The organism is Flavobacterium resistens, from assembly GCF_900182645.1.
Classification (GTDB): domain Bacteria; phylum Bacteroidota; class Bacteroidia; order Flavobacteriales; family Flavobacteriaceae; genus Flavobacterium; species Flavobacterium resistens.
Window position 1 is genome coordinate 173,563 of record NZ_FXTA01000003.1, and the last position, 18,147, is coordinate 191,709.

Consider the following 18,147-nt stretch of genomic DNA (forward strand, 5'->3'; position numbering starts at 1 on the left):
CTTTTCAGGCTATGTTTATCATAAATTAATAAAATATGTTAAATTCAAACGTTTTCGTTAATAAGTTTTTTGATGGCAAAAAATTCATTTAAAATAATAAAAGGCGCTTATTTTAATTAAATCCTTAAAATTAACAATACATAAATGAAGTGTTATAAAATTGCGAAGTGACTTCATTTGAAAAAAAATGTTTAAATCTTTAAATTTAAGCATAAAAAAAACCATTACGAGAATAATGGCTTTTTTTAACAATATCTTAAAAATCATCGTTATCAGGAATTAATCCTTGATTATTGTTTAAGGGAGGAGGTTTCTTCTCCTCTTCTTTTTTCTCAGGTTTCTTTTTATTCTTATCCGCATCCTTTTTATTGGTAAAATTGATGTAATCTGGATTTAAATACGAATCTTGAACATCATCTGAAGAACCTTTTATTGTACGCTCTAATTTATGGCTTTTAAAAAGCTTGTTTACCAACTCACTGAAAGTATCAAAATCGACTTCATACGAAATACCGACACCTTGTGTATAACCAATTCCCTGTCCTATATAATTAATGTCGTTTTCTTTGTTAAACAACCTAAGATTCATTGAACCATCTTCATTAACTCGATAAAGTATTTCAATATCTCCAACAATAGCCGATTCATTGACTCCTCCTACCGGAACTCCGACTTTTCCATTGATGGAAATTTTTTCATTAATCTGCGATGATATATTAGCCACAAACTGGCCATCGGCTTCCTGACCAATTCGTTTATCAGCAGAAATAAAATTCAAGTCAATATTTACTTTATCATTATCAGATTTGATAATACCACCTAATAAACTTGCTGCAGTTTCTGCAAATGTTCCAGACAAATCACTTTGATTAAATCCATCCGGACTCATAAACGAACCTGTCGAAAGTAAATATAAAGCCTGTGTCTGACGAACGTCTTTATCGTCCAGTTTATATTGTATTTCCGATTTTAAAACACTGCTCACAGATGGAAACTGAATATCGAAATTAGGATCAGGACTCGTTAAATCTCCTCTTAATCCAATAACAACTTCAACCGGTACTTTTTTATTGAAAGACGAATTCTCTAATAATACGGCTGGATTTGCAGATGTTTTATAAACGGCTTCCAGATTCAATTGTGCTTTCATTGGGTTTCCTTCCCAAATGATAGATCCTCCTTTTTTTACAGCGAATTTTTTATCAATCAAACCGCCGTATTTAAAATTATAAGTTCCTTCATATGCCTGGAAATCCCCCCACATATTAAACTTACCGAGTGTATTAATTTTAAATAGTAAAGATCCATAACCTTTACCTTTCATACCGTGGCCGGAATTTCTGTCCAAGATTACTTCAACTTCGGCATCTGGTGTAATATCAAAATCAAATTCTAATTCCAGTCCGTTGTAATTTCTTGTTTTTTCGACAATTCCATTCGCTAAATTGTACTTTTCTTTTGGCGTTACAAAATGTATCCAGCTGCTTTCAGCAACGCTTTGCGCATTGCTAATCGGAATTTTAATTTCTGTTCCTTTTTCAGATTTGGCATCTACTTTAATAAATAAACCTTCTGTTGGTCCTTTTATACTTGCAGTTCCGTTAATGAATGCAGTTCCAAAGTACGCCGCATCTTCACTATCTTTAGTATCAAGTGCTAATAATCTTTTTGAAGTAACGGTTAAATCCAGTTTCCAGTCTCCAAAATTATGATGTTCAATCGTTCCATTCAGCAATCCTTTTGTTTTGTATTTCGTATCGGTAAGCTGATTATTTCTAAATAAGAATTTCTCGTCTGTCAAATCAATTACAGTACGATCACTCAATTCATAATCTGTATTCAAATACGGAATTGTCATTCCTGCTTTTTCAACATACAACCTTCCGTTAATTTCCGGTTTTTTAAGATTCCCAACAACAGCCGCATTTCCTGAAACTGAACCACGCACATTCGAAATAACATCAACACCAACCGTTCCTAAAGTCGCCAGATTAAATCCTTCGAGCTTTAGATTCAAATCTAAAAATGTTTCTTTATTTTCAATCGCAAAAGTTCCGTTTGCTTTAAACGACTCGGTAAAACCATTCTGAATTGAAGAGTTTATCGTAAATTTTTTAAAGCTTTCATCTCCCGAAATATCAAAATTCAACGTTCCTAATTCAGTTTTATTCAAATTAAGATGATCAATTTTGATCGAAGCTGTCGGCTGATAAACATTCTTGTTCTGCTTATAATTTACACTTCCATTCAAATTTCCATTAAAGACAAACTTGGAATTAAATGGCGTAATTTTATTTATATCAACATCTTCAAAATTGAGGACGAGATCTTTATAATCTGTTCCTTTAATAACTCCGTTTAAATCAATCTTTTGATTTTCGTGCGATAAGACAATATTATTGAAATTGAAATTTTTAAAATATTGATCTATAATAATCTGATTATCCTTCTCTGCATCTTCATTCAAATACCATATATAGTCTTTGAACTTCATTTCAGATTTTTTAATTCCTACTATATTATTTTTGTTTTTATCGATAGTATGAAACAAATCCAGATTGAAATAATCCTGACCTTTATCACCTCCCTTAAACTCTGAACGAACAAATAATGTATCTTTTGCTGTTACATTGATCAAATTGAAATCACGTATTTTATAATATGGCGTTTTGATACTATCTAACTCAACATACGCATTATAAAGTGTGTTTTTATTATCAATGTTGATTCTGATATTATCAAATGTGTTTTTAGCTGCTGTTATTTTCTGAGATTTAAATCTAAATTTAAATTCCTGTAAATCTGCATCAATTTTACCGCGAACAACTGTAGACGAATCAATATTCACATCCGGATAAAGCATTTCGACAACTTTATCATAAACATGGAAGTTGAAACGAAGGAATTGTCCTTTTCGAACTTTATAAGGTTTATAATTGGTATACAAACTTCCCACTGAATTCATTACCAATTTATCCAATTGATCAAAACGGAATTTTCCAACAATTTTTCCGTTTACAACATCTGTTGAATTAACTGTTATGGTGCGCAATTTATCAGTGTCAAAACTAGAATTGATTGTTACATCATCAAAAGCATATGTGTTTTTAGGATTTTTATAGACTGCATCTTTGATGAAAATATTTCCTTGTAGATTTTCTATCGAATTTCCAGAAACCTGAACAACAGCATCTCCATTGAAATGTGAAATAGAATCCGACACAAATCTCAATTTTCGCAAATCGGCATTTTCTACATTAATATGAAAATCATATCTATTTTCTCGTTTACTCAAATCCACTAAACCGTCAAAAGTCAAATTCAGATTTGGATCATTTACAGTAACTTCACCTTTATAATAAGGCAACTTAAAATTCCCATTAATCGTTATATTATTATAGGTGTATTTATTGTAATCTAATTTTGCAATATCACCTTTTATAATCGTATTCAAATATTTCTCGGTAAAGCCAACACCATCAACATCTACATTTAAAGTTGTTTTACCAATATCTTTTCTGTCTAAAAATGCGCCAATATTAAAATTATCCAATATAATATTTCCCGAATAAGATGCTTTATCAATAAAGTCCATATTATTCATATGAATATCAGCTTCACCATTTCCTAAATCTGTTACCATTTTAAATTTGGCTTCCAAATCAGTCGTTGAAACTTTTGCTTTACCAACAATATTGACTTTTCCTATTCGCTTAAGTTCTATTGGAAGTTTTTTTCCAAGCACATTTGGCAACAACACAACAAGATTATCATAACTGGAAATCAGTTTATCAAACTTCCCTTCCATTGAGAACTTTTGCATTTTATCACCTAAAAGATTCTTGAAATTAATATTTCCGACAATTCTCGAACCATTGGTATCGCTCAATCTCAAGCGGCGCAGATTTAAATTATTCAAAGGCCCGTTTAATTTTGTGCGGACTTTAAAATGTTGGTTTCTTCCCAATCCATCATAGAAATAACGAATATCATTTGACGCAATAGAAGCAGAATCAATTGCAACATCAAATCGAACTTTATCCGTAAAATGAAGAAAATCCTCAACTTTATAATTTAAAATAGCGTAGCCATAAATAGAAGATCTTTTAGTTTTTATGGCCAGATTCTCAACTCTAATCTGTTTTTTGGTATAACTAAATTTCCCGGCAAAATTAGAAACATACAATCCGCGATGATCCTGAAATGAAAACCTGTGAATGTTTGTATTTACATCTGGGCCATATAATTTGAATTCGCTGATATAAGCGTTCAGCTTTGTAAACTCAAGAAATTTTGGCGTTCTTTTATTTTCATCAACAACAGAAAAGAATCCATTTGAAATGTATGCATTTCGCGCAGTAAGCAAAAAATGTTTTTTTGATTTTGAAGGCTTTCCGGTTTCAAACAATTTTACAAACTTGTTGATATTATTTTCGTCTTCGTTTTTGTATGTTTTCAAATTAAAAATCAAACCAGTTAAACGAAGATCACCAAAAATCAAATCTCCATCCATCAATCTTTTGAAACTCAAAATATCGGTCGTAATAATATCCGAAGCGATCATTACTTTTTTATGATGGTCTAAAATCAAAACATCTTTTAATTTCACACCACCAAAAATATTGATAGCCACCCTTCCTACAGTGATATTAGCCTTAAAATCTTCCCGGAGAGAATCTGTTGCGTATCTTGCAATTTTTGTTTGCACGACAGGCAAAGACAATGTGATAGCAACTGCCAACAAAAGTAGAATCAACCCAATTAGGGTTCTGGATACTATTTTCTTTACTTTTTTGATAGCTGTATTAATTTTAGTTTACTTTAAATTTATTTTGAACAGACAAAGAACGGCTGTTTTTGATAAAAATTCTTTAATTTTGGCTTCTCCTTACAATCAAAGAAAATTAAAAATTTGATTTGTCAAATATAATTCAAAATTTGTGCCTTTATATGCAAAATTCAGAGGTTTTTATTCTTGCCATTGAAAGTTCCTGCGATGATACTGCCGCTGCAGTTTTACATAACGATAAAGTACTCTCAAATGTTGTTGCCAACCAGCTAATTCACAACCAATATGGTGGTGTTGTTCCTGAATTGGCTTCAAGAGCTCATCAACAGAACATAGTTCCGGTAATTGATGCAGCGCTTCGCAAAGCAAATATACAAAAAGAACAGCTAAGCGCCATTGCTTTTACGCAAGGACCTGGCTTAATGGGATCGCTATTAGTTGGAGGTTCTTTCAGTAAATCATTATCATTGGCATTAAAAGTTCCGCTTATTGCCGTGAATCATATGCATGCCCATATTTTAGCGCATTTTATTGATGAAGATGGCTTTGATAAGCCAGAATTTCCATTTTTAGCACTAACAATTAGCGGCGGACACACACAAATCGTAAAAGTAAACAGCTTTTTTGATATGGAAATCATTGGTGAAACTACTGATGACGCAGTTGGAGAAGCTTTTGATAAAAGTGCCAAAATTCTTGGACTCCCTTATCCTGGCGGACCTTTGATCGACAAATATGCTAAAGAAGGAAACCCAAAAGCTTTTCCTTTTACAAAACCAAAAGTTCCTGGATTAGACTTTAGTTTCTCTGGGCTAAAAACGGCGATTTTATATTTTATCCAGAAAAATAAACAGGAAAATCCAAATTTCATTGAAGAAAATCTGAATGATATTTGTGCTTCGATTCAGCATACGATTATCGAAATTTTAATGGACAAATTGAAATTGGCTGTAAAAGAAACCGGAATTAAGCAAATTGCAATTGGCGGAGGAGTTTCGGCAAATTCAGGAATCAGAACGACATTGAAAGAAGCAGAAGGCAAATATGGCTGGAAAACTTTTATTCCGAAATTTGAATATACCACAGATAATGCCGCAATGATTGGAATTGTGGGTTATCAAAAATATTTATCACAACGTTTTGAAGATGCATCTGTAGTTTCGAAAGCCCGAATTCAATTTTAAATTATGCAGTTATTTTATAATCCTGATATAGACGAAACTACCGAATCTTTTTCATTTGATAAAGAAGAAAGCCGCCATATAATAAAGGTTTTACGTAAAAAAGATTCCGATATCCTACATGTTACAAATGGTCAGGGAATATTATTTGAAACCGAAATCACTTTGGCTTCAGATAATAAATGCATTGTTGATGTACGATCAATTCAGAAATTTCCAGAACCAAAATTTCACTTGCATTTAGCTGTTGCACCAACCAAAATGAATGATCGTTTTGAATGGTTTTTAGAAAAAGCCACAGAAATTGGAATCCAAGAAATTACGCCAATATTTTGTGATCGTTCCGAAAGAAAAGCAATAAATGCAGAACGTTTTGAAAAAATCATTCTATCAGCAATGAAACAGTCAAATGAAACATTTTTACCTAAATTAAATCCGGCAATTTCGTTTAAAGAATTTATCAAACAAAAAAATACAGGTTTGCAATTCATAGCGCATTGCGAAGAAACCGACAAAAGATCACTGAAAGAAGCGCTTAAACCAAATGAGAATATAACATTATTAATTGGCCCGGAAGGTGATTTCTCTGAAAAGGAAATCGCATTAGCTTTAGAAAACAATTTTCAGCCGGTTACTCTAGGAAATACACGCTTAAGAACTGAAACAGCAGCAGTTGTAGCTTGCCACAGTGTTGTTTTTTTTAATGAAATTTCAAATTAAAATTATTGTTCTAATAGCGTTAAGTTTGTCATCTCGACGAAGGAGAGATCACACTCGTAACTCTACAAAGATTGGCGATATAGCATGAGGAATTTCTAGTGTGATTTCTCCTTCGTCGAAATGACAAAAACATATAAAATTGTATGAAAAAAATATTCTTTTTGTTTTTATTGGTTTCTGTTTCCTCATTTTCGCAAGAAATCGCTTTGCTAAAATACAGTGGCGGCGGCGATTGGTATGCAAATCCAACTTCATTGCCTAACTTAATTCGTTTTTGCAATTCGAATATCAACACACGTATTAAGACAAAACCTTCAACTGTAGAACCAAGTAATCCTGATCTTCTGTCCTATCCTTTTGTGCATATGACGGGACACGGAAATGTTGTTTTCAGTGATTCTGATGTAACCAATCTGAGAAATTATCTGACTTCAGGTGGTTTTCTGCATATTGATGACAATTATGGAATGGATCAATATATTCGAAAAGAAATCAAAAAAATATTTCCAAATAATGATTTGTTAGAAATTCCGGCCAATCATCCTATTTTTCAAAAACCATTTCCTTTCCCGAATGGATTACCGAAAATCCATGAACACGATGGCACACGTGCACAAGCATTTGGAATTTTTGTCGACAACAAATTAGTCCTTTTATACACCTACGAATGTGATTTAGGTGACGGTTGGGAAGATCCGGAAGTTCACAATGATCCAGCAAATGTTCGCGATAAAGCTTTGAAAATGGGCGCCAACATTATCAATTATATTTTTACCAATTAGTGATTGGTACTTAGCAATTCATCAAATAAAAAAACAACAATAACCAGACTTTTCACTTTTCACAAAAAAAATGCAGCTTACTCACGAAGAAAATCAATTTGAAAGAAAGACATTTCCAATAACATTAATTTGCGATCATATTTATTTTCAGCAGAATATTGGTTCTATTTTCAGAATAAGCGAAGCTTTTGGAGTTGAAAATATTGTCTTTTTTGGAAAAGATATTCCGCTGACACCTCGTAAAATCAATAAAACTTCACGAAGTACACATCTTCATGTGCCACATATGGTTATTGAAGAGTTTTCTGAACTTCATTCCTTCCTTTCGGAAAATAATTTTGAAATTATTTCATTAGAAATCGCATCTAACAGCAAACCTCTTAAAGAAGTCATTATTCCTGAAAATCAAAAAATTGCGCTTATAATTGGAAGTGAAATAAACGGAATTTCAGATGAGCTTTTAAAAATTTCGCATCAAATTGTGCATATAAATATGTTTGGAAAAAACTCTAGTATGAATGTTGTCCAAGCTGCAAGTATTGCACTCTATGAGATTACTTCTTTATAAAAAATTCTTTTTTGAAACATCCTATCTTTTTTCTATGATTTGATTGTTTATTTTTCTCGATAAACAACAGATAATCACGACGAAATACATTTAAAAAATTAAAAAGAAAGAAAAAACTTATTAATATTTTTTGTTAAATTTTTGTAGGAATCAGTATTTGTAAGGGATTGTAAAATTTCTCACAAAATAATCTTTGTAATATTTTTCTACAATACATTTTTGTTATAAAATTGCGTTATAATTAACCAAAAGTAATTTTTTATAACAAAAATCCAAACTATTATGAAAAAAGTTTTTATTACCGCAGTTGCAGCGTTAGTGCTGTTTGCTTGTCAAAATGACCAAACTGATTCAGCTAATTCAGAAACAAGTGCTGCAGCACGTCGTTCTTGTGCATCGCAAGATGTATTAGAAGCACAATTGAAAGCAGATCCGATGCAGGCCATCAGAATGAACCAAATTGAAGCTTTTACAAACGAACAATTACTTAAAGGTTTTTCTGGCCGTTTAGTTAATGGCAAAATTGAAATTCCAGTAGTAGTTAACGTTTTATACAAAACAACTGCACAAAACATTTCTAATGCACAAATCCAAACGCAAATTGATGTTTTAAACAAAGATTTCAATGCTTTAAACTCAGATTACAATAGCGTTCCTGCTTTGTTTGCTGGAGTTAAAGCTAACATTGGAATCACATTTGTATTGGATCAGGTTATCCGCAAATCGACTACCAAAACATCTTGGGGAACAAATGATGCCATGAAAAAAACGGCTCAGGGTGGTATTGCACCAACATCTCCTACTACAAAACTTAACTTATGGTCTTGCGCTATTGGCGGCGGAATTCTAGGTTATGCGCAATTTCCTGGTGGAGCATCTTCAACAGACGGAGTTGTAATTGATTCTCGTTACTTTGGATTATCAGGTTCAGCAAACGCTCCTTTTAATTTGGGAAGAACTGCTACTCACGAAGTAGGTCACTGGATGAATTTACGTCATATTTGGGGAGATGCAACTTGCGGAAGCGATTTAGTATCTGATACTCCAACTCACAACGATGCAAATTATGGTGTACCAGCTTATCCTCATTATAGTACTTGCTCTGGAACTCCAGTTGAAATGACTATGAATTACATGGATTATGTTGATGATAATGCAATGTATATGTTCTCTACAGGTCAAAAAAGCAGAATGATGGCAATATTTGCTACTGGCGGACCAAGAGCAGCTTTTGCACAATAAAAACATTATAAAACCAAGTCAATGTTTTAAAAGCGAGATTTAACGATCTCGCTTTTTTTTGCCTTAAAATTTTAAAAGCTTTTTCCTATATTTATGGTCTAAAACCTAAATATGATAACATCAAAAATCATTTCTAACGGAATTTTAAGAGCATTAGCAACTATTCTTGTAATTAGTGCTGTTTTATACTTTTTATACGAGATACAAACTGTAATCGTTTATCTCTGTATTTCTCTAATTTTATGTTTGATAGCAAATCCGTTAGTACAGTTTTTAAAAAATAAGCTAAAGTTCAGCAATTCATTAGCGGCAACTACAACCATTATTCTTTTTATATTATTGATGGTTGGTTTTATTCTTTTATTTGTTCCTTTAATTATTTCACAGGCAAATAATTTGTCACTTTTAGATACGAACCATCTTCAGTCACAATTTGTAGAAACAGAACAAAGTTTAGAGACTTACTTCAACATTCAACATGTTGATTTAAACAAAATGCTTAATGATTCGAAGATAACTTCGGCATTAGATTTTAACTATTTTACGAGCTTTATAAACTCAATTATGAGCTTTATGGCTGATATGGGAATGGGATTAGTTTCTGTTTTCTTCATCACTTTTTTCTTCATCAAAGATCAGGAAACTTTTAAAAGTCAGGCCAGAAAAATTCTTCCAGATACAAATGAAGACAAAATCTTGAATTCAATAACCAAAATAAATCATTTACTGACACGCTATTTCATTGGCTTGTTATTGCAATTGACTGTAGTTTTTATTTTGTACATTATTGTTCTCGTTATTTTTGGAAACAAAAATGCTTTTGTAATTGCCTTTTTATGTGCCATTCTGAATGTGATTCCGTACATCGGACCAATTATAGGAACTGTATTAGCGGCAATATTAACGATGATTAGTTTGATTGGAAAAGATTTTCAGTCAGAAATACTTCCTACAACAATTTATGTCGTAATTGGGTTCTTATTGGTTCAGGCGATTGATAATAATATCAGCCAACCAATAATTTCATCAAAAAGTGTAAATTCGCACCCGCTTGAAATATTCTTGATTACTCTAATAAGTGGTATTACGTTTGGAATTGTCGGAATGATTATCGCAATTCCGGTTTATACCATGCTGAAAGTTATTTTAAAAGAATTTTTCCCGAACAATAAAATCGTCTCCGTATTAACTGAAAGAATTTAGCTTTGAACACAATTATTTTGCACCAAGACATTCAAGATTTTATATCTCAAAATATTGGTGCTTCAATTTCGAAACTGGCGCTTCAAAAAAATCCTTTTCCTGAAGCCGACTGGATTTTGATTTTAAATCAAATTGAAGCTAAAACAAAAGCTAAAGAAAAACTGCCAACCTGGTTTAAAACAGAAAATATAATTTTTCCGAGCAAAATTTCAGTTGAACAAACTTCTTCTGAAAAAACAGCCGAGTATAAAGCATCTTTAATTTCAGGAAAAACTTTAATTGATCTTACGGGAGGTTTTGGCGTAGATGATTATTATTTCTCACAAAAATTTAAATCTGTAACACATTGTGAAATCAATTCAGATTTATCTGCAATTGTAAAACATAATGTAGAACAGTTACAAGTAAAAAACCTGACTTGTCATGCAGGTGATTCTACCAATATTTTAAAAGAATCCGACCAAAAATGGGATTGGATTTATATTGATCCTTCCCGAAGAAATGATGCAAAAGGCAAAGTTTTTATGTTGAAAGATTGCTTACCGAATGTTCCTGAATCATTGGATTTTTATTTCGAAAAAACAGATTCTATTTTAATAAAAACAGCGCCTTTACTGGACATTTCAGCAGGCTTATCTGAATTAAAATTTGTCAAAAACATTCATATAATCGCGCTTGAAAACGAAGTAAAAGAATTGCTTTTTGAAATTCATAAAAATTTCACAGGAGATATTACAATCAAAACCGCCAACATTCTAAAAGATAAAACGGAAACATTTGAATTCATTTTAGGCAATGAAACTGAATTTCCGTCTTATCATTTGCCTCAAAAATATTTGTTCGAACCAAATTCATCTATAATGAAATCGGGTGGATTTGATGAAGTTAGTTCGTTTTTTAAAATAAACAAACTTCATAAGCATTCCCATTTGTATACTTCGGAAGAATTAATTGATTTTCCAGGAAGAACTTTTGAAATCCAAAAAGTGATTCCGTATAGCAAAAATGAAATGAAAACCGAGCTGGCAAATCAGCAAGCAAACATTACAACTCGTAATTTTCCTGAAACAGTCGAAAACATCCGAAAAAAATGGAAAATAAAAAATGGCGGCAATTTGTATTGTTTTTTTACAACTGATGTAAAAGATAACAAAATAGTTTTAATTTGCACCAAAATAATCTAAGCAATGAAACAACTAATTACACTAACTCTTTTTTTATTAACCTTTACTGCATTTGCACAAAAACCATGTGAATACAGTGTAAATGTAAACGACTCTATCGGGTCGTATAAAGTAACAAATGAATATCTTATAAGTGAGAAAAACTTTGGAGGAAGCTCTAGTTATGTTTTCTTTTCACTGGCGCAAACCGATGGATTACCAACACTTAACTTACAGCTTATTCAAAAAAGCAAGGATTTCATTAAGGCAAACTGTTTTGACAAAAACTCACGTGTATTTTTGCAACTTCAAAACGGCAAAGTTGTTAGCTTAATGCACATCAATCAGGAAAATTGCGGGACACTTATTCACGACAACGGATTTGATAACCGAGTAAATACAGGGATTTTTATGTTCATGAAAGATAATTACGAAGAACTAAAAAAATCGCCAGTAACCATGATGCGAATTAAATATTTAACCGATACGGAAGATTATATTGTAAAAAGCGAAATAACATCTGAAATGAATAAAAAAGTATATAATCCTGATACTTATTTCATTCAGAACATTCGATGCGTTGAATAATTATTCGCATTTCCAATTTTGATCCGAAACCTTATCTTTTAAACCCGCTTTTAAATTATAATGCCACCATTCTGAATCAAAAGAATTGAATCCATTTTTGGTCATTATCTTTTTCAGAAACTTTCGGTTTGATTTTATTTCTTTTGAAAGATTCTCATAATTATGACTGGCTTCGATTCCAAAAAAATCAAAAGGAGTTCCCATATCGACTTCTTTCCCATTAGAATCAACTATTGAAATATCAACGGCTCCTCCTCTATTATGGATGGAGCCTTTTTTTGGATCAGCCACATACTTTGGATTCGAAACAATTTCCCACATTCTTTTTTGAATTGATAAAGGTCTGTAACAGTCGTAAAGTTTGATTTTGAAACCTTTCTTCTTAAAATCATTATTAGCCGCAATTAATGCCTGAACCGTTTTCATTCGCAAAACACATTCAGCACAATCATACACTTTTGCTTTCAAAAAATTATCCTCTGTTGCATACTTCATGTCGTAGACAAAATCTTTGCTAAAATCTTTTAAATTAACAAAAGTAGTATCTGAAATTTCATGTTTTACAGGACTTGAATACATTTCATTTTGAGCATTTGACGAAATATTCCAAAAAAGAAAACCGGTAAAAAAGAAAGATTTTAGAAACTGTGACATAATTTATAGGATTTAAAAATTGAAATTAAACAAAAAAACGCAATCTATGGTTTAATATTTTACAATTTTAAAAATCCATTTGGTGCTTCTTTTAAAATAATAATTTGAGATTTTTTTATTAAATTAGCGAAACAAGCCATTATAAATCAATTAGTTATTTTAAAAAGTTATACTATGAAAAAAAGAACAAAATATTTATTTATAACTGCATTGACTTGTTTTACAATAGTATCATGTAAAAAAGAAAGCATCAAAAATGTTCCAACAACCGACTCGACCTCAATAAGAACTGAAGCTTTGAAAGCAGATTCGGTGGTAATTAATCCGATTGATACACTGAATAATTTGGTTGGAAAAAGCGTTATTGGCACTCATTTATTAGCGCAAAGCAGTTTAACTCCAAGATTAAAAACGCTTTTAGGCACTGATTATGATCAAATGGTGAAATACTGGAATACGGAAACTCCATTTACAAAAGAAGGCGAAATTTTACATGCCAGCGGATGCAAACAACATGATTGCAATACTTACTCATATGATTTATACATAGATATAAAAAACAACAAATTAAATGTGTACAAATTCAGCGAGTCAAAACTGAACATTTTTGCCGAAGATAATTTCAGAATTGTTTTAAAAGATTCTTTATTGCATGATTTAAATATCAAAAAAAGCAATTCTAAAATTCAGTAAAAAAGTAATTACAATTTTTTCAAATAAAAATAGCGGCTTAAAACCGCTATTTTTATTTGAACTTTCGACTTTTGACTTTCGATTACTAGATCTCCCCAGTCATCAGAATATTTTCCTGAATGCCTTTATCTCTAAGCATTCTGAAATGTGACCGAACGGCATGATAAAATGGATATGAAGTATAAGGCAAATCATATTCGGCTGCATAACGCATTATTATTGGCGTGATATAAGGATAATACGTATGTGCAACAGCAGGAAAAAGATGATGCGCTACATGGTGCGTAAAACCTCCGTATAAAAAATTAGCCAATTTACTATTTGTACTAAAATCTTTGGTTACAATCATTTGGTGCATGGCCCAAGTCGCCGAAAGATTTCCTTCTTCGTCAGTTCCCGGAAAATGTGCATCTTCGTCAACATGCGTTGATACAAGTGCCACAACCCCTAGAGCACTTCCGCATAAATGCATGGCAAACCAACCTCCTAAAACTATATACCAAGGCTGATTTAAGAGAAACATCGGAATGAAAAGCATGTAAATCAGATTTATGATTTTTGCGGCAAATAATCGATAGATTTCACGTGTTGGAATCTTCTCAACTACTTTCTTTACATAATTATTTTTTGTTCCAAAGAAATCTTTAAAATCACGAATATAAATCCAATTCAGACTATAAAGTGGATAAATAAACCACATATAAATATGCTGGTATTTGTGATAATTAAACAATGGACTGTTTGGAAAAATCCTAATGATATCGCTTTGTTTGATATCAATATCCCAATCTGGGACATTTGGATAAGCATGATGAAGATTAATATGGCGACGTGTCCACAGCCAGTGATTACTTCCAAAAAGTTCCAAAATATACATGAAACGCTCATTATGCATTTGTTTCTTGAAAAGTGCTCCGTGCGCAGCATCATGAAAGGCATTTATAAAAAGTACGATCATAGTGAAACCGCACAAAATATAAAAGAGAAATAATAACGGTGTTCTATTCCCGAACAACAAAATACAAGCGTAAAATAAAAAGAAAAGAAATACAAGTCCGACAGACTTAATAATGTTTAAACGATACAATGATGAATTTTGTAAAACAGTTTCGTTCACTTCCGAGCGCAGCTTTTTAAAAAAATCATCATTACCCGCTTTGACATAAACTGGGCGTTTTAATTTTTCCATAAGATTTGATTTTGCTGAAATTGTCATACCAAATTTAATAAAAAAAAGTTAAAACACGGTAAAACAAAGCTTTACAGATTGAAAAAAGTAAGAAAAACTTAACATTGGAAAAAGTATAGAAAAATACAGAAGTACTCATAAATAGCACAACAAAAACACATCATTTTTTATTTCCATTTCCTTGCAAATACAGCAAATACTTACCACAGCTTGTTATTCATCTATTAATTACTGAATTTATAAAGACGCTATTAAATTTCACTTTTTCGTATTTTGCTTCTTCAATACCTTTTTAAACCTTTCAATTATGCTGAAATTAAAATACATCGTTATCACTTTGCTTTTTTCTGTTATGGCGTATAGCGGCCCTATTATCTATGTAAATCAGGTTGGATTTGACCCAGAAAGCCCAAAAGTGGCCATTATCGGTTTCAATGGAAACTTTTCAAATACAACTTTTGATATTATTGATACAAAAAGTCAAAAAACAGTTTTCACATCGACAATTGGAAAAGCAGAAAATATTGAAGACTGGATGCTTGATAAATCCTACTACAAAGCTGATTTTTCGTCTTTCAAAAAGCCCGGAAATTATAAAATCACCATAAAAATTGCGGATCAAATCTACAACTCGGCCAGCTTTTCAATTGAAGAAAATATCTTGGCAAAAAGAACCATTTCATCAATCGTACATTATTACAACAAACAAAGAGCCAATACTCCCGAAGAACTTGAAGCCGACAAAAATATGCTGCTATTTGGAAGCACAAAAAAAGTCGATGTTCATGGCGGATGGTGTGATGCATCTGGTGATGTAAGCAAATATTTTTCGCATTTGGCTTATGCTAATTTTGTTTCGCCACAACAAACACCATTGGTAACGTGGTCGCTCATCAATACATCAGAAGAAATTTCAAAAGAACTCATTCAATGGAAAATAAAAGATTCATTAGACAATGAAGCCATTTGGGGCGCTGATTACATGATGCGTTGCTTATCTGACGAAGATTATTTCTACATGATTGTTTTCAGCTATTTTGACAAAAATCCTGCAGCCAGAAGAATTGTCGGGCTTAAAGCCAATAGCGTAACTACAGATGAATATCAGTCCGCTTTTCGTGAAGGCGCTGGAATGGCTATCGCATCACTCGCCCGAATTTCGCAGTGGAAAAAAAATGGAGATTTCACTTCAAAACAATATCTCGACGGAGCAAAACGCGCTTATGCTCATCTTTTAATCAATAACACAAAATATGACGATGACGGAAAAGAAAACATCATCGATGATTATTGTGCATTAATGGGCGCAACAGAGTTATGGATTGCCACGAATGAGAATTTCTATAAAGAAGAAGCCAGAAAATGGGCTCATAAATTAGAAAACCGAATGACAGATCAAGGCTGGTTTAGAAGCAATGATGGCAATCGTCCATTTTGGCATGCTGCAGATGCAGGTTTGCCAATTGTAGCTTTAACTCGCTATTTAAAAAAGGAAAGCGATGAGAATGAAAAAATTAAAGCAAAAGAAGTGATAAAAAAAGCTTTAAATTATAATTTGGCCGTGACTAATAATGTAAGCAATCCATTTGGTTATGCCAGACAGAGTTTTCTATTTAATGACAAAATAAAAGACGGTTTTTTCATTCCGCATGAAAATGAAACTGGCTGGTGGTGGCAAGGCGAAAATGCCCGATTAGCATCGCTTGCGACAGCTGCTACTGAAGGTGGAAAAGCTATATCTCTTCAAAAAAATGATGCCACAAAAAAATCACTTGATTTGTATGCATCTCAGCAATTATCGTGGATTTTAGGTTGTAATCCTTATTCTGTATGCTTTTTATATCAATTTGGAGAAAAGAATGTTCCCTATATGCACTCCAATTATGGGCACGGCTCAGAAAAAGGCGGAATCTCAAATGGCATTACCGGAAAAGAAGGAAATGGCGATGGATCAGGAATAGATTTTAAAATGGATGTTGACGGAAATGATGAATGGCGCTGGACCGAACAATGGATTCCACACTCAGCATGGTTTCTACAAGCAATAACCGCCACCGTTAATAAATAAAATAATGTTGAAAACAACTTTAAAAATCAAATGAAAAAGTCACTTATCATAATTGCTTTGCTAACAATATGTTTTTTTCAAGCGGATTGTTTCGCGCAAAAATCAAAAAAATCAAAATTCAGAGCTTTGGTTTTATATGAAAACGGCGGGCATCATCTGGAATTTACCAAAGCAGCAAAACCATGGCTAAATAAACTCGCAATTGATAGCAGTTTTACAATTGATTATATCGAAAATACCAAAACAATAAATGAGGCACTTTTAAGCAAATATCAGGTTTTTATTCAACTTGATTATCCGCCTTATACCTGGAGCGAAGAATCAATGAAAGCATTTCAAAATTATATGGCGAGCGGCAAAGGTGGATGGATAGGTTTGCATCACGCAACTTTGCTTGGAGAATTTGATGGATATCCAATGTGGAAATGGTTTTCTGATTTTATGGGAGGTATAAAATTTGTCAATTATATTCCGGATTTTGCTAATGCGAAAGTGAATATTGAAGATAAATCTCATCCTGTAATGAAAGGAATTCCATCTGATTTTTTTGTAAATAAAGAAGAATGGTACATTTATGATAAAAGTCCGCGCGAAAATGTTCATGTTTTAGCCTCGGTTGACGAATCAACTTACGAACCTGATTCAAAAATAAAAATGGGCGATCATCCGGTAATTTGGACAAACGATCATTTTGCTTCCCGAAATATTTATATTTTCACGGGACATTCACCCGAATTATTTAAAAATGAAGCTTACACTACTCTTCTTAGGAATTCTATTTTTTGGGCAGCTAATAAAAACTGAAGTTTTTTTCAAACAGAGAAAAATTTTAACTTAAAACCACCTGCCTTATAAGCAAGAATCAAATAAATAATATTAAAAACAAAAAAGCCACTCGATTGAGTGGCTTTTGATGTGATTCCAGAAGGATTCGAACCTTCGACCTACGCATTAGAAGTGCGTTGCTCTATCCAGCTGAGCTATGGAACCATTTATTTTAAAACTTTATCGCTTAAAGTTTTAGTCGGGGTGGCAGGATTCGAACCTGCGGCCTCCTGCTCCCAAAGCAGGCGCGATAACCGGGCTACGCTACACCCCGAAGGCAAAATTTAAGCGGAGAGACAGGGACTCGAACCCTGGCGACGGTTACCCGTCGACAGATTAGCAATCTGCTCCATTACCGCTCTGGCACCTCTCCAAGCTCAAGAAACGTGTTCTGTTTTGCGGTTGCAAATGTAAGACAACATTCCATATCTCACAACTATTTTTGCGCTTTTTTTAAAGTTTTTTTCATCTTTTTTCTAAAA

General features: G+C 32.6%; 14 protein-coding genes and 3 tRNA genes. 11 read left to right on the plus strand and 6 right to left on the minus strand.

Annotated elements, in window-relative coordinates; translation table 11 throughout:
- Positions 1-256 precede the first annotated feature (256 nt).
- Complete coding sequence (locus FN795_RS12135; RefSeq protein WP_244289974.1) at positions 257-4,756, minus strand: translocation/assembly module TamB domain-containing protein; 4,500 nt, start codon at positions 4,754-4,756, stop codon at positions 257-259.
- 194 nt (positions 4,757-4,950) lie between these two features.
- Here FN795_RS12135 and tsaD point away from each other — a divergent pair, with 194 nt between their 5' ends.
- The 8 genes from tsaD (at position 4,951) to FN795_RS12175 (ending at position 12,236) form a co-directional block, all read left to right on the plus strand.
- Positions 4,951-5,973 carry a tRNA (adenosine(37)-N6)-threonylcarbamoyltransferase complex transferase subunit TsaD gene (gene tsaD / locus FN795_RS12140; RefSeq protein WP_035646982.1) on the plus strand — a complete coding sequence of 341 codons (1,023 nt, stop codon included), beginning with the start codon at positions 4,951-4,953 and terminating at the stop codon, positions 5,971-5,973.
- Positions 5,974-5,976: 3 nt separating this feature from the next.
- Positions 5,977-6,690: a 16S rRNA (uracil(1498)-N(3))-methyltransferase gene (locus tag FN795_RS12145; protein WP_142450842.1), complete on the plus strand. Its 714-nt coding sequence runs from the start codon at positions 5,977-5,979 to the stop codon at positions 6,688-6,690.
- Between the two features lie 143 nt (positions 6,691-6,833).
- Positions 6,834-7,472, plus strand: coding sequence for a DUF4159 domain-containing protein (locus FN795_RS12150; RefSeq protein WP_142450843.1), 639 nt, complete (start codon positions 6,834-6,836; stop codon positions 7,470-7,472).
- Positions 7,473-7,542: 70 nt separating this feature from the next.
- A complete protein-coding gene (locus FN795_RS12155; RefSeq protein WP_142450844.1) occupies positions 7,543-8,040 on the plus strand; it encodes a TrmH family RNA methyltransferase in 498 nt (165 codons plus the stop codon).
- A gap of 282 nt (positions 8,041-8,322) precedes the next feature.
- On the plus strand, positions 8,323-9,282 hold the full coding sequence (locus FN795_RS12160) for a zinc metalloprotease (protein WP_142450845.1): 960 nt from the start codon (positions 8,323-8,325) through the stop codon (positions 9,280-9,282).
- 111 nt (positions 9,283-9,393) lie between these two features.
- Complete coding sequence (locus tag FN795_RS12165) at positions 9,394-10,485, plus strand: AI-2E family transporter (protein WP_142450846.1); 1,092 nt, start codon at positions 9,394-9,396, stop codon at positions 10,483-10,485.
- Between the two features lie 2 nt (positions 10,486-10,487).
- Positions 10,488-11,669: a class I SAM-dependent methyltransferase gene (locus FN795_RS12170; RefSeq protein ID WP_142450847.1), complete on the plus strand. Its 1,182-nt coding sequence runs from the start codon at positions 10,488-10,490 to the stop codon at positions 11,667-11,669.
- Positions 11,670-11,672: 3 nt separating this feature from the next.
- A complete protein-coding gene (locus FN795_RS12175) occupies positions 11,673-12,236 on the plus strand; it encodes a hypothetical protein (RefSeq protein WP_035646991.1) in 564 nt (187 codons plus the stop codon).
- On the opposite strand, the gene FN795_RS12180 is transcribed toward FN795_RS12175, so the two are convergent.
- Positions 12,237-12,890, minus strand: coding sequence for a M15 family metallopeptidase (locus FN795_RS12180; RefSeq protein ID WP_142450848.1), 654 nt, complete (start codon positions 12,888-12,890; stop codon positions 12,237-12,239).
- Between the two features lie 174 nt (positions 12,891-13,064).
- Here FN795_RS12180 and FN795_RS12185 point away from each other — a divergent pair, with 174 nt between their 5' ends.
- Positions 13,065-13,583 (plus strand): hypothetical protein, encoded by a 519-nt coding sequence (locus FN795_RS12185; RefSeq protein WP_142450849.1) that lies wholly within the window; start codon positions 13,065-13,067, stop codon positions 13,581-13,583.
- Positions 13,584-13,668: 85 nt separating this feature from the next.
- Here the strand turns inward: FN795_RS12185 and FN795_RS12190 are convergent, their stop codons facing one another.
- Positions 13,669-14,772 carry a fatty acid desaturase family protein gene (locus tag FN795_RS12190; RefSeq protein WP_142450850.1) on the minus strand — a complete coding sequence of 368 codons (1,104 nt, stop codon included), beginning with the start codon at positions 14,770-14,772 and terminating at the stop codon, positions 13,669-13,671.
- 307 nt (positions 14,773-15,079) lie between these two features.
- On the opposite strand from FN795_RS12190, the gene FN795_RS12195 reads away from it, so the two are divergent.
- Together FN795_RS12195 and FN795_RS12200 are read left to right on the plus strand one after the other, a co-directional pair.
- Positions 15,080-16,840 carry a glycoside hydrolase family 9 protein gene (locus FN795_RS12195; protein ID WP_142450851.1) on the plus strand — a complete coding sequence of 587 codons (1,761 nt, stop codon included), beginning with the start codon at positions 15,080-15,082 and terminating at the stop codon, positions 16,838-16,840.
- A 30-nt stretch (positions 16,841-16,870) separates the two neighbouring features.
- Positions 16,871-17,644 carry a ThuA domain-containing protein gene (locus tag FN795_RS12200; RefSeq protein ID WP_142450852.1) on the plus strand — a complete coding sequence of 258 codons (774 nt, stop codon included), beginning with the start codon at positions 16,871-16,873 and terminating at the stop codon, positions 17,642-17,644.
- Between the two features lie 112 nt (positions 17,645-17,756).
- On the opposite strand, the gene FN795_RS12205 is transcribed toward FN795_RS12200, so the two are convergent.
- From FN795_RS12205 to FN795_RS12215, 3 genes are all read right to left on the minus strand, one after another.
- Positions 17,757-17,830: transfer RNA gene (locus FN795_RS12205), tRNA-Arg, on the minus strand.
- Positions 17,831-17,864: 34 nt separating this feature from the next.
- Positions 17,865-17,939, minus strand: a tRNA-Pro gene (locus FN795_RS12210).
- Positions 17,940-17,954: 15 nt separating this feature from the next.
- Positions 17,955-18,038, minus strand: a tRNA-Ser gene (locus tag FN795_RS12215).
- Positions 18,039-18,147 lie beyond the last annotated feature (109 nt).

What these genes read in the sequence shown, in the direction of transcription:
- FN795_RS12200 (WP_142450852.1), top strand. Translation starts at nt 16,871, where the DNA reads ATGAAAAAGTCACTTATCATAATTGCTTTGCTAACAATATGTTTTTTT.
- FN795_RS12195 (WP_142450851.1), top strand. Translation starts at nt 15,080, where the DNA reads ATGCTGAAATTAAAATACATCGTTATCACTTTGCTTTTTTCTGTTATG.
- FN795_RS12145 (WP_142450842.1), top strand. Translation starts at nt 5,977, where the DNA reads ATGCAGTTATTTTATAATCCTGATATAGACGAAACTACCGAATCTTTT.
- FN795_RS12165 (WP_142450846.1), top strand. Translation starts at nt 9,394, where the DNA reads ATGATAACATCAAAAATCATTTCTAACGGAATTTTAAGAGCATTAGCA.
- FN795_RS12155 (WP_142450844.1), top strand. Translation starts at nt 7,543, where the DNA reads ATGCAGCTTACTCACGAAGAAAATCAATTTGAAAGAAAGACATTTCCA.
- FN795_RS12180 (WP_142450848.1), bottom strand. Translation starts at nt 12,890, where the DNA reads ATGTCACAGTTTCTAAAATCTTTCTTTTTTACCGGTTTTCTTTTTTGG.
- FN795_RS12185 (WP_142450849.1), top strand. Translation starts at nt 13,065, where the DNA reads ATGAAAAAAAGAACAAAATATTTATTTATAACTGCATTGACTTGTTTT.
- tsaD (WP_035646982.1), top strand. Translation starts at nt 4,951, where the DNA reads ATGCAAAATTCAGAGGTTTTTATTCTTGCCATTGAAAGTTCCTGCGAT.
- FN795_RS12150 (WP_142450843.1), top strand. Translation starts at nt 6,834, where the DNA reads ATGAAAAAAATATTCTTTTTGTTTTTATTGGTTTCTGTTTCCTCATTT.
- FN795_RS12190 (WP_142450850.1), bottom strand. Translation starts at nt 14,772, where the DNA reads ATGGAAAAATTAAAACGCCCAGTTTATGTCAAAGCGGGTAATGATGAT.
- FN795_RS12160 (WP_142450845.1), top strand. Translation starts at nt 8,323, where the DNA reads ATGAAAAAAGTTTTTATTACCGCAGTTGCAGCGTTAGTGCTGTTTGCT.
- FN795_RS12175 (WP_035646991.1), top strand. Translation starts at nt 11,673, where the DNA reads ATGAAACAACTAATTACACTAACTCTTTTTTTATTAACCTTTACTGCA.